Here is an 11,488-nt window from a genome sequence, read left to right on the forward strand (position 1 = left end):
AATGAGCCTCGAGGAGGCTCACTCTTAGCTCTTAATGATAGTGTTGTAGGAATAAAAGCCAGCCACTGAATGCGAGAAATGGCCCGAAAGGGAGTGCTGTATTCAGTGACCGGCCTCTAAACAAACGGGCAGCAAATGCGAAGGTGATCCCCGTTAGCGAAGCGGTCAGTAGTAAAGAAGGCAGTGCCATCCATCCTAACCATGCTCCCAATGCGGCCAATAATTTAAAATCCCCATAACCGAGGGTTTCTCGGCGGGTTGCCCACCAGAATACCCAGTAAAGACACCATAGAATCAAATATCCGCTCGCCGCGCCAATGACGGCATCACTTAGCGGTAAAGTGTCGTCAAACAGATGGAAAAGCAATCCTGCCCATAGCAACGGCAACGTCAGGCTATCTGGTAATAGCAGATGATCGATATCGATCATCGTGAGTGCTATTAACACCCAACTGAGGAGCAACGCCGCCAGTAACGGGCTTCCCAATGGGATAATAGCGGCAATGAATATTGTCACCAACATGGTAATCACTTCTACCAGTGGGTAGCGTATCGAGATTGATGTTTGGCAGTAACGGCATTGCCCTTGTAACCAAACCCAACTGAACAGCGGAATATTATCTCGCCATTTCAGTGGGGTTTGGCACTCAGGGCAATGGGAGTGAGGTAGGCAGAGGTTGAACTCTTGCGAGTTTCCACCGGTTAATATTCGCGGTAACCGATAGATGACGACATTGAGAAAACTTCCTACACACAGACCAAGTAAAGCCAAACTTCCCCACCAAAGCGGTGCTATTGTTTGCGCGATAGACAGTGTATTCATCATAATGTTGTCACCCCGGCACGTTGCAGTACCAGCGTGGAAATATGCACCTGATTGAGATTGTTCGCATCAGCCGCCAACTTTAGCTCACTGGCCTGTAAGCCATATTGTTTCTCCAGATGTTCCAACCAGTTCAATAACTTGGGGAAGGGGAGCGTAAAAGGGGCTACCACCACTCGGTTCATATTTGCTTCCAGCAACGTTATAGTCATATCTTTCTGATGTGCGCCCTCATGTGCTGCCTGACCTGCTGACAGCGCGAATTGAGGTGGCTGTTGCGCTTGCAAGCTGTTGATTCTAGGCTGTTGCTGCAACAGGGCTGCGAAATCACGTTGGGCGCGGAGTAAAGTTTTTTCGCTTTGTTGCTGATAATTATTGAGTGGGGCAACAATGCCTTGGCTGACTATCAGCCCTAGCAATGCCAAACCGCCGAACGTAAAAATCAATTGCTCGCGTTTACTGTAGTTCTGCCAGCGTTGCTTAATCCTTGTCATCATTGTTAGCTCCTTTGACGGTAAGCAGAGTGTGCTGCCTATCCATTGCATGGGTAGTAATACTGATTTTGCTAGAATATTGACGCTGGATTCGTGGCAATAGTTCTTGTTCAGCGAGATTAAATGTTAATACTAGCGTTTCATCTTGCCATTCCATTGCTTGCGTTTTCACCCCGCTCAATGATTGTAATACCGGCATGGCTATCCTCAGTTGCTCCAGCAGGCCGGGCGGGGTAATGCTTTTCTCTAACTGATCAATTTGCTGATTGATACCCTGAACCCACTGTTTGGGGGCGGCGGCTCCAGGGAAGTTATTTAGATATAACTGATGCGTTTTCTGTTGTATTTGTTCGGCTTGTTGCTGTGCGCGATAACCACTTAAACCGGGTTCAACGGCAAAGGTCAGCAGGTAACATGCCGCTAAAACGGCCAGTAATTTATTTCCTCGCGGTTTGGTGGTGCGGGGCGGGGTGAAATCACCATGCAACAGATTGATGGTATTTTTCTGCACACCTTGAGCCAAAAGAGGCCAGATAGGTTGAACGGTTTTTTGCAGCCACGTTGATTCGCTGTCCGGGCGCGGGCTGTAGCTTAAAATAGCCGGTAGCGTGAGATAACGACCGAGAATAAAACCCAGTTCTTCATCATCAGCACTGAATCCTCGTTCAGGCGATTGACGCATCAACCAACTGTCTTTAAAGCGAGCGGCAGTCCAGCCCGCGGTTGGTATCGGTAGGGCCAGCACATCAGGTAACGCCCTTGATGCAGTCAATCCCGCGCTACGTAACCAGCCCAACCATTGTTGCAACAGGTTTTTATCGATTGCCGCGACAGAGAACTGCGTTCCGTGACGTTGCAGTACCGTCAGATGCAATTGTTCGACATCACCTGGGCAGAATGACTCCAGTTGCCAGGCCAGTGCTGATAGGTGTTGACGGCGATATTTACCATTAAATGTGATGGTATTGAACAACACGTTTTTAGCTGGAATCAATAGCGTTATCTGGCTGGTCGTCGCCAAAGGCAACAGTTCATGCAATGCGGTTTCATCCGCTAGCGCCCCTTCCTGTGCATTTCCCTGGCAAGGCTGGTGATACCAGTGAACAGGCTCTCCTGCTTGCGCGGCGAGAGAGATAAGTAGTTCATCGGTTACTGTTTTATTTTTCTTTAATAACATAGAGTTCATTTCAATCACTAAGACCGTATTGACGGGAAATAACCTTAATAACCTTTCCATCACGTTGGAATAGGCTGCGCATTCTGTTGCTTTGCTTATCTTCATCTAGCCATAGCAGCAACTCAAAGTGGTTGCTGGTCAGCGTGATGACGGTTTGTGCCTTGGCAAACGCAGTATTGTTGCCAGCAATAAAGGGTTTGATATCGTTGATGCTGTTCCAACCGGTAACTGGGCGGCTGTCAATCAACTTGTATGCCTCCTCCACGGACATCTCGCCAAGAAAAAGTGCCGCCAACAGCGGTGCCTGAGCTGGGGATAAGGTATTAATATTGATGCGTAAATTCTGATTGGGCAGGGTGCAAATTAGCGGTTTTAAGCGCTGATACAGTGCTTGATCAACGCCACTCAGCACTCTGAACTCGCTGATATTGAGCATCGGGCGGTTAGCGGGAATGAGTTTTGGGCGATGCTGCTGATACAACGCAGCCTCGCTTTCTTGGCTACGGGATATATCGTCTTGATCTACCCAGTCAGCCAGCGAAAAAGTGATTTTTTGTGCCTCAGCCGCATGTAAACCTTGGCTCAGCAACAGATGTTGAAAAACCTGTTGGGAATAAGGTGCCAAGGGTTCTTCCGTTTCTTTTTCTTTTTCTTTTTCTTTTTCTTTTTCTGTCTCTGCTTTTTTAGCCGTTATACCGCCTCGGCCGATGCCATTGAGATTAAAACAAGCCTGGCTATCCCGCAGGCTGAAATTAACTTGATTTCCGTCTAACGAGATTTGCTGAGCGGTGCGCGCCCAAGGCTGGCCCAGGTGAATTTTATCTGTTGGCAAAGGTGATAATTGCTGGTGCTGAACCAGAGATTCCATACTGAGCAGGAGCCATTTACTTTGCTGATAAAATTGTGCGCTGGTGGCCCGATTAAACGCCCGTAGCCAGTAGTCATTCATATTGACGGCGGTAATTGCCATGACTGAGGTGATCATTAGCACCACCAGCAGAGCCATGCCGCGCTGGTGATTATTTTTCATGGTTCACCGTAAGGAAAATAACCCGTTGTAAGCTGCCGAAATCACCGGTTTCCAGTGTGACTTCAATGCCTTCAGGCAATATTCGGCCACTATTCCAGCTATCCTGCCAGCGGCCTTGCGACCAAAAACGCAGCCTGAAAGCGTGAATATTGTTCAGTGTGACACTCAATTTAGCCTGAGCTTGATGACTATCCGGCTGGTGATGGCTCAATCGCTCAAGCTTTCCCTGTTGAACGCGCCAGGTCACTTTTTCCAGACTGGAACGCGGCAGAAAGGCGGCAGGATTCCGCCAGTTATCATGCACCAGCGTTAGGCTATGGTTTTTTCCAACGTGTGACAGATGAAAGTCATTGGATACGGATAATGACGATGCGGCCATTGGTCGAATCCGAGCTTGTGAAATATCACGTTCCAGCAGTGTAAAGGCGCGTTGAATGTCAGCCAACCTGGTCGCGTGTTGCCGGGTCAGTTCGCTATTACGCAACACCGCTTGCAATAACTGGTAGCCCGCCATACTCAGGATAGAAAACAAGGCAAGGGCGAGCATCATTTCTAATAGGGTGAAACCCTGTTGTTTAGACTGACTCATAATTTAACCTGATAGCTACGTAGCTCGGCCAGCGATGCGCTATAGCGATCATCTTGGCTGACCTCAATTTCCAGCGCGCGCACCTGAGCATCCGATGTGGCAACACCGCGCCAGCGCCAGTGCCAGGTGATGTCAGCCATAGTGCTGTTGCCCTCATGCCAACGCTCCGCCGGCCAGATATTTTGCAGCCGCAGTCTGACCAATTGGTTTTCAGCGACCCAGGCGGCAAATTGTTTCTTTTCAAGATGACTGAGATTTCTGACTTGTTCACCGGTACTTTTGATAACAGCTAAACCCGCCAATGCCAGCACCGCCAAGGCGACTAACACTTCCAATAACGTCATGCCACGGCAATTCATGTGAGTTAAGTCCCTTGCGGTTCGTTATATGAAAGTGTCGTGGAGCGTGATGTCTCGGTATCTGGCAGTACACCTTGCTCAGTGATGCGTCGGGTTTGACCATCCTGCTCGCTTAACGTTAGCTCGAAGAGTGAACGCTCCCCACCAGGGAAAAGATAATTTTTGGCTCATTAATCAAGCCGTCATCCAGTATTGTGCTTAGTGGGATCGGTTGGTCTTGTAGCGTCAGTTCGAGTGTCAGACCGCCAGGCAACGGGTGCTGCTGTTTTAATTTCCCATCGTCGAGTGGGTGCCAGTAATGATGTGGCCACAGATAACTTTCCCCTTTGCTATGGGGTTGGTTATTGAGTGTCATCAACTGCCATTTATCATGGGAAATAGAAAGACCGTATACCTTGCCATCCTGTTCAGCTTGCTGTGCCGCCCATTGCAGCGCTACAGCGAGTTGCTCGCTTTCCTGATTTATCTCACTGGATGAGGGCAGAGTAGCCAGGACTAACTTGGCCATACCACCCAATAACACCAGTACCAGCATGATTTCCAGTAACGTAAATCCACGTTTAGTCTTAATCGACCGCATCAATGGCTCTCCTTACCGTCAGCGCCGATATCCCAGTTATTAATGTCATCATCAGTCTGTGGCAGCCCGTCGGGGCCGACGGAATAAATATCTACTACGCCGTGCTCGCCGGGGCTGGTTAGTTGATATGGGCTGCCCCACGGATCTGCTGGCAGACGGCGGATATAACCTTCAACCCGATAGTTTCTCGGCACAGGCGCCAGCGTCGGCTTTACAATTAGAGCATTCAGACCCTGAGCGGTGGTGGGGTAGCGGCTGTTATCTAACTTGTACATATCCAACGCGTTTTCCAGCGTAACCAAATCACTGACCGCTTTTTGGCTATCGGCCCGGTCTTTGTTACCCATCAGGCTGGGAATTGTTAGGCTGGCGAGTACGCCAAGAATGACAATGACCACCATGATTTCCAGTAAGGTAAAACCCGCTTGAGGGTGTTTGCATGTTGACACGGCAGGTTGAATTTTCATGAATCAGTATTCCTTGAATCGATAAATAGGGGTTATCCCATCATGCTGTTGAGTTGCAAAATGGGTTGTAGAATGGCGAGAATAATAAACAGCACCACGGTGGCCATGCTGACTACCAGTAACGGCTCAAACAGTGCCAGTGCGATAGTCATACGGCTGACGAAGGCGCTTTCCTGAATGTCGGCGGCTCGATCAAGCATACTGTCCAGCTCGCCGCTGTTTTCTCCCGAGGTAATCATGTGGCGCATCATTGGCGACAATAAGCCGGTATTTTCCAGCGCCGAGGCCAGGCGACTTCCCTCGCGTACTCGTTCGCTAGCTTCAATCAATTGTTGGCGTGCGTAGTTATTTACCAGCACAGAGGCGCTAATATGCATGGCTTCCAATAGCGGTACCGCACTGGCGTTGAGAATGCTCAAGGTGCGGGCATAACGGGCGAGATTGAGATCCAGTACGACCCGGCCAATCGACGGAAGATGCAGCATTTTTTTTATGCCACCACATCAGGTTGTTAGCGGGTTTTAGCCATTGCCGGACACCTAATGCGGTCAGCAGAAATGCCAACAACGCCCACAGGCCAAAGTCGCGTAACATCTCGCTGAGAGAAATAAGCAAGCGGGTGGAAAGTGGCAGGGCCTGTTGCATATGGATAAATTGCTCTATCACTTTGGGCACCACCGCTGTGAGTAGAATTGCCACTACGCTAATCGCTACGACCGTCAATACCAGCGGGTAGATCAGTGCCTGTAGCATTTTGCTCTTTAGCTTTTGGCTCTGTTCGGCATTATCAGCCAGCCGCAGCAGCACTTTATCCAGGTGGCCGGAAGCTTCACCGGCGGCGACCATAGTGCGAAACAGTGAGCTGAATGTTTTAGGGAAGCTGGCGAGCGCGTCGGCCAGCGGCAGACCTTCCAATATTTTATTGCGCACTTGCTCTAGTAATGCACGATGGCGCGGCTTTTCACTCTGTTGCGCCAGTGCCAGCAACGCCTCTTCCAGCGGTAATGCGGCGGCAACTAACGTCGATAGCTGGCGAGTCAATAACACCAGATCATTGCCACGAATATTGTCCTGAGAGCGCCCCAGAGAGAGTGAAAACCCACGTGATGAATGACTTTCTGGCGTCAGGCTGACCGGTGTCAATTGTTGCCCAAGTAATTGCGCCCGTGCTGCACGGGGCGATTCTGCGCTCAGTGTGCCGCGACATTTTTTTCCCTGATCCGTAACGGCAATATAACGGTACTGGATCATGGTTCACTCGCTCTTGTTACACGTAAAACTTCTTCAAGGCTGGTGACTCCCGCCAACACTTTCTCAATACCGTCATGGCGAATGGTCTGGGTTTGCTGATAAAGTTTTTTTTCTTAATTCGACTTCACTGCATCCTTGAGAAATGGCCTCACGCAATGAATCTGTAACTTGCATCAGTTCGTGTATACCGGTACGGCCGCGATAACCGGTGAAGTTGCAATGTTCGCAGCCAACGGGGTGATAAAGGTGGTGTGTCTCGTTATTCGGTGGGGTAAAACCGAAACCGTGTAGGAAATCGGCGCTGACTGACTCACTTTTCTTACAGTGTTGGCACAGCGTTCGTACCAAGCGTTGTGCCAGAACGCCGATGAGGGAACTGCCGAGCAAGAACGGTTCTACACCCATATCGCGCAAACGCCCGACCGCACCGCTGGCACTGTTAGTATGCAGGGTTGAGAGTACCAGATGCCCGGTTAGCGACGCTTGCACTGCAATTTGTGCCGTTTCGGTATCGCGGATCTCGCCGATCATCACCACATCGGGATCTTGGCGCAGGATGGCTCGCAAACCTCGGGCGAACGTCATATCCACTTTGGCATTAACCTGCGTTTGCCCAATATTGTCCAGATCGTACTCGATAGGATCTTCGACCGTCATAATGTTGAGCGACTGGCTATTGATTTGCTGAAGTGCGGCATACAGCGTGGTACTTTTGCCTGACCCTGTGGGGCCAGTCACCAGAATAATGCCGTGGGGTTGCTTCAGAATTTGGTCAAACAGCGCCTGTTTATCTGTGGTCATGCCTGAATGAGACAGGTCGAGCCGCATATTATTTTTATCCAACAAACGCATAACCACGCGTTCGCCGTGGTTGGACGGCAGGGTAGAAACACGAATATCAATCGCCCGGCCAGCGATGCGCAGAGAAATACGCCCATCCTGAGGCAAACGTTTCTCGGCAATATCCAGTTTGGCCATCACCTTGATGCGCGATACCAGCAATGCCGCTAATTGACGTGGCGGCGAGAGAATTTGACGCAATTCGCCATCAATACGAAAACGGATAGCTAATTGGCTTTCAAAAGGCTCGACGTGAATATCAGATGCTCCCTCCTTGATAGCCTCTCCCAGAATAGCGTTGATCAGGCGAATAATAGGCGCACCGTCATCGCTGTCCAACAGGTCATCACTTTGCGGTAGGGCATCAGCCAATTGGCAAAAATCGATTTCGTTGCCCAGACTTTCCATCATTTGACGCGCTTGATCCGAATCTTGCTGGTAATGCGCAACCATGCAGGACTCGAATACGTCATCACTGACAAATTGCAGTTGGCCGAGTGGTTGCATACGTCTGGCTTCCAGCAAGGCTTCTGGGCTGGCAGCGTGGCGAAACAGAAGCTGTTCACCGTACAAAGGGTGGTGCTGATGTAGCACCCCGTGTTGTTGTACCCAGGCAAAAGGTAACTGTGGCAGCGATGCTGATGTTTGGCTCATCATGACCCCTTGGTATAAAAGGTGCTGACGTCATTTTGTAGGTCGCGCAGGGAATTGCCACCAGACAGTGCTTTGTTCAGACTTTGATTAATACGTTGCCCGTTGGTGGTTCGGTCTGTATTTTGCTCTTGTTGAAACTTATCGAGCCTTTGATTACTGGCATCAATATAGCTGTCTTGTTCGCGAAGAATTGTTGGGCGAATAAACAGCATTAGGTTTCGTTTCACCATTTTTTGCGAGGTCGAACGGAACAGAAAACCAATGCCCGGAATGTCACCCAGCAGGGGAACTTTACTGGTGACATCATGGCTGGTGCTATCCAACAAGCCACCAACCACCACAATATTATTGCTGCCAACCATCACCGCATTTTTGACCATGCGGGTGTTGAAGGTTGCCCCCAGATCACCCGTTCCTCCAGGTGCCTTCTCTGCCACGCTGGAAACTTCCTGTTCAATTTCAAGCAACACGGAGTCGCCTTTATTGATTTGTGGTTTGACTTTCAGCTTAATACCGACATTTTTACGGTCTACCGTTCGGAAGATATTATCCCCGGTGGTAGTTTGAGAACCGGTCAAAATAGGCACTTCTTGTCCCACACTGAATTCCGCTTCCATATTGTCGAGTGTCACAATACTGGGTGTTGCCAAAATATCGTTCTGACTATTGGTGCGCAGCGCGGTAAACAGGCCGCTCCAGTTACCACGGTAAAAGCCGGTTGCCAGACCCGCGACGCCTTTAAGTGAACTGCCTACATCATTCGGGGTGATGGAACTGGCGGATGCACCGGTATCAGGGAAATTGCTGCCACCACCATTGCGATTAAACCACTGCACTCCCAGGTTCAGCGCGTCACTGTCTTGAACCTCCACAATGATGGCTTCGACCAAGACTTGCGCGCGGCGAATATCCAATTGAGTAATGACTTGTTCAAGATCGCGCAGCAAGTCAGGTGCGGCATTGATAATCAGAGAATTGGTTTGTGCATCGGCTTTAATGACCACGTTTTTCATCATGGCAACAGCGGGCGTCGCCTGACCTTTGCCTGCTAGCTGGGGGGTACTGACACCGCTTAGGACGTCTAACAAACTTTCTGCTTTGGCAAATTTCAAGTAAATAACTTTGGTATTTCCGTGGATATCACCTTGTTTATCCAGCTCTTGCACGGTATCAATCATGCGCTTGCGAACTTGTTCTTCGCCGCCGATCAATACCGAATTGGTACGTTCATCGGCCACGATGGTGGCGGACATTCTGCCACCGGCATTTTTCCCACTGCTTTTATGCAGTGATTCGGCAATACGTGCCACCTCAGTCGCTGAGGCGTACTGTAATTTGATGGTTTCAACTGTATGGTCGCCAGCTTTATCCACATTCTTAATAATGGCGACCAGCTGATTGACCACGGCAGCTCGCCCAGTTAACAGCAACACATTTGAAGGGTCATAGTGAACGACGGTACCGAAGGCGGCATCGTTCAATTGGCGCAGCAGGGGGGCCAACTCTTTGGCTGCTACGTTATGTAATGAGACCACCCGCATGACGACTTCATCGCCTTCTGCCGGATTCTCTCCTTCAATTAAAGGAATTGCAGAACCTTTGGTATTTTTTGCAGGAATAACTTTGATCACATCACCGGGCATATTGACCACGGTAAAACCATAGACTTCTAATACGCTCAGAAAGAATGGATAGTAACGGTCAGGCTCTAGCTCCTGATAGCTGCGCACGCTGATATTACCTTTTACTGCCGGATCGATAATGGCGGTTTTATTCAGATTTTTACTGACGGTATTTATAAACTCATTAATATCAGTATTCTTGAAATTAACGGAAAAAGTTTCAGCACTGACCCGTGGTGTGTATAGCGTACAAATCAAAAAGAGCATCACTGCGCCAAAGGATAAGATCCGCTGGCTTAATGTGATGGCATTCTGATAAGGCTTTAATGTTATATCGCGATTAAATATCATTTTTCCATCTTTAATCTAGTAATGAGGCGGTTTCTGAGGCCAGTTAACGTTAATGCAATCAGTTAACCCTAATTTAACAACAGGGCCTCGTAATATCCCTGGTGATTAATGATGACGCGATCGTCAAATATTTTTATCACCACAGCATGGTTCTCTGGCAGTTTCTCACCTTGGCTATATGAGTTCTGAACCTTGTTTTGTTCAATAATGGCAATGCTATTTTCATGCATACTGCTGCTCAGTACACCGACCAAACGTGCCGATAGACTACTGCGTGGAGTTTGAAACAATAACGGGTCATCAGAGGCTAAATAACCCACTCGATAAGGGTTAGCTGGTGTATCAGTTGCTTCTGGTGAAAATAAGCTCAGTCTTTTCAGTTCAACCGTGTCACGCTCTTTAACGCTATTTTTATGCGGTTCCGGTACGTATATCCCTGAGTTGTCAGTGGTGTAAGATAACCAAAGCGGCATGAGATAATGCTCAATGCGCAGTAAAATCAAAATGACCAGCAGTAAAGCGACAGCCACGTTTCTTACCGTAATATTGAAATACGTTGTCAGGCCAAATGAGCGTAAATAATTTTTGATAATCAAATTATGACCAGTCATGAAGATATAAATAATGAACGGCCAAAATTGAAAATCCGTGTAATGGCCAGATTTACATTGCGTTTGGGGACCGTATCACTTGTTTTTTGTTTGCACTGATCCACTTTTGTGCCAGGTTGTAGATTGTTTACACTCAGTAATCCTTCATTCAATTTAAGGCCATAATGAGGAACTGTGACGATCAGTTCTCCAGAAATGTTATAGCGCTGCAACAATGCACGGAACTGGAATATAAGTTGGTGATAATTGTTATCACTGATTCGTTGATGATTCTCATACCAAACCAAATTAATGATTTGTCGTTTGCAATTAATCCCTTTGAGCAAGGCAACCAACAATCTTTTTTGCCCCTCACTTAAGGCGATAGTCTGCTGGTTGGCATGGATGACCAACTTATTGACTGAACACTGTAGCGTAAATATATCTTTATAAGTGAGAGTTCCATCGCTAAGTAATTGGATGCATTCTTCCCTATCTAACATACTGTTATATCCTTGACTTATGTATTCAATTTAATATTTTGGTGTCTGCTCTAAAGAGACATTCTCCTAAGCACTTTCTTACCACTAAGCTCATGTTTAATTACCGCTGCTATATGTAATAACACTAATGCAGCTAGAGTGGCGCAGGAAAAAATATT

At 48.3% G+C, this 11,488-nt stretch carries 11 protein-coding genes and 2 pseudogenes; all 13 read right to left on the reverse strand.

Translation table 11 applies throughout. The features are described 5' to 3' along the window. Positions 1-31: 31 nt before the first annotated feature. The gene (locus YALDO0001_RS18310) at positions 32-823 is read right to left on the reverse strand and encodes a prepilin peptidase (RefSeq protein ID WP_004705441.1); all 792 of its coding nucleotides are present in this window, start codon (positions 821-823) and stop codon (positions 32-34) included. Continuing rightward, positions 823-1,320 carry a type II secretion system protein M gene (locus tag YALDO0001_RS18315; protein ID WP_231585800.1) on the reverse strand — a complete coding sequence of 166 codons (498 nt, stop codon included), beginning with the start codon at positions 1,318-1,320 and terminating at the stop codon, positions 823-825. Before YALDO0001_RS18315 ends, YALDO0001_RS18310 begins: the two co-directional genes overlap by 1 nt. Continuing rightward, positions 1,304-2,494 carry a type II secretion system protein GspL gene (gspL, locus tag YALDO0001_RS18320; protein ID WP_004705443.1) on the reverse strand — a complete coding sequence of 397 codons (1,191 nt, stop codon included), beginning with the start codon at positions 2,492-2,494 and terminating at the stop codon, positions 1,304-1,306. Before gspL ends, YALDO0001_RS18315 begins: the two co-directional genes overlap by 17 nt. Before the next feature lie 10 nt (positions 2,495-2,504). Continuing rightward, on the reverse strand, positions 2,505-3,524 hold the full coding sequence (gspK, locus tag YALDO0001_RS18325; RefSeq protein WP_042840516.1) for a type II secretion system minor pseudopilin GspK: 1,020 nt from the start codon (positions 3,522-3,524) through the stop codon (positions 2,505-2,507). After that, positions 3,514-4,113, reverse strand: a complete 600-nt coding sequence (gene gspJ, locus YALDO0001_RS18330) for a type II secretion system minor pseudopilin GspJ (RefSeq protein WP_042840518.1) — start codon at positions 4,111-4,113, stop codon at positions 3,514-3,516. The genes gspK and gspJ overlap by 11 nt, the downstream gene beginning before the upstream one ends. Beyond that, on the reverse strand, positions 4,110-4,472 hold the full coding sequence (gene gspI, locus YALDO0001_RS18335; RefSeq protein WP_004705448.1) for a type II secretion system minor pseudopilin GspI: 363 nt from the start codon (positions 4,470-4,472) through the stop codon (positions 4,110-4,112). The genes gspJ and gspI overlap by 4 nt, the downstream gene beginning before the upstream one ends. A gap of 118 nt (positions 4,473-4,590) precedes the next feature. After that, positions 4,591-5,052 (reverse strand): type II secretion system minor pseudopilin GspH, encoded by a 462-nt coding sequence (gene gspH, locus YALDO0001_RS18340; protein WP_252830405.1) that lies wholly within the window; start codon positions 5,050-5,052, stop codon positions 4,591-4,593. Beyond that, entirely contained in the window at positions 5,052-5,519 is a 468-nt protein-coding gene (gene gspG / locus YALDO0001_RS18345) for a type II secretion system major pseudopilin GspG (protein ID WP_004705449.1), read from the reverse strand. The genes gspH and gspG overlap by 1 nt, the downstream gene beginning before the upstream one ends. A 32-nt stretch (positions 5,520-5,551) precedes the next feature. Then, a pseudogene (gene gspF, locus YALDO0001_RS18350) lies at positions 5,552-6,770 on the reverse strand (type II secretion system inner membrane protein GspF). Next, positions 6,767-8,264 (reverse strand): annotated as a pseudogene (gene gspE, locus YALDO0001_RS18355) (type II secretion system ATPase GspE). Before gspE ends, gspF begins: the two co-directional pseudogenes overlap by 4 nt. Continuing rightward, the gene (gene gspD / locus YALDO0001_RS18360; RefSeq protein WP_004705453.1) at positions 8,264-10,237 is read right to left on the reverse strand and encodes a type II secretion system secretin GspD; all 1,974 of its coding nucleotides are present in this window, start codon (positions 10,235-10,237) and stop codon (positions 8,264-8,266) included. The pseudogene gspE and the gene gspD overlap by 1 nt, the downstream one beginning before the upstream one ends. Positions 10,238-10,305: 68 nt before the next feature. After that, positions 10,306-10,767: a type II secretion system protein N gene (locus YALDO0001_RS18365; protein ID WP_231583231.1), complete on the reverse strand. Its 462-nt coding sequence runs from the start codon at positions 10,765-10,767 to the stop codon at positions 10,306-10,308. 77 nt (positions 10,768-10,844) lie between these two features. Continuing rightward, positions 10,845-11,330 carry a winged helix-turn-helix domain-containing protein gene (locus YALDO0001_RS18370; protein ID WP_004705455.1) on the reverse strand — a complete coding sequence of 162 codons (486 nt, stop codon included), beginning with the start codon at positions 11,328-11,330 and terminating at the stop codon, positions 10,845-10,847. Positions 11,331-11,488: the final 158 nt, after the last annotated feature.

It is taken from the genome of Yersinia aldovae ATCC 35236, assembly GCF_000173735.1.
Taxonomy (GTDB): domain Bacteria; phylum Pseudomonadota; class Gammaproteobacteria; order Enterobacterales; family Enterobacteriaceae; genus Yersinia; species Yersinia aldovae.

What these genes read in the sequence shown, in the direction of transcription:
- gspH (WP_252830405.1), bottom strand. Translation starts at nt 5,052, where the DNA reads ATGCGGTCGATTAAGACTAAACGTGGATTTACGTTACTGGAAATCATG.
- gspI (WP_004705448.1), bottom strand. Translation starts at nt 4,472, where the DNA reads ATGAATTGCCGTGGCATGACGTTATTGGAAGTGTTAGTCGCCTTGGCG.
- gspD (WP_004705453.1), bottom strand. Translation starts at nt 10,237, where the DNA reads ATGATATTTAATCGCGATATAACATTAAAGCCTTATCAGAATGCCATC.
- gspG (WP_004705449.1), bottom strand. Translation starts at nt 5,519, where the DNA reads ATGAAAATTCAACCTGCCGTGTCAACATGCAAACACCCTCAAGCGGGT.
- YALDO0001_RS18370 (WP_004705455.1), bottom strand. Translation starts at nt 11,330, where the DNA reads ATGTTAGATAGGGAAGAATGCATCCAATTACTTAGCGATGGAACTCTC.
- YALDO0001_RS18310 (WP_004705441.1), bottom strand. Translation starts at nt 823, where the DNA reads ATGAATACACTGTCTATCGCGCAAACAATAGCACCGCTTTGGTGGGGA.
- gspL (WP_004705443.1), bottom strand. Translation starts at nt 2,494, where the DNA reads ATGTTATTAAAGAAAAATAAAACAGTAACCGATGAACTACTTATCTCT.
- gspJ (WP_042840518.1), bottom strand. Translation starts at nt 4,113, where the DNA reads ATGAGTCAGTCTAAACAACAGGGTTTCACCCTATTAGAAATGATGCTC.
- gspK (WP_042840516.1), bottom strand. Translation starts at nt 3,524, where the DNA reads ATGAAAAATAATCACCAGCGCGGCATGGCTCTGCTGGTGGTGCTAATG.
- YALDO0001_RS18315 (WP_231585800.1), bottom strand. Translation starts at nt 1,320, where the DNA reads ATGATGACAAGGATTAAGCAACGCTGGCAGAACTACAGTAAACGCGAG.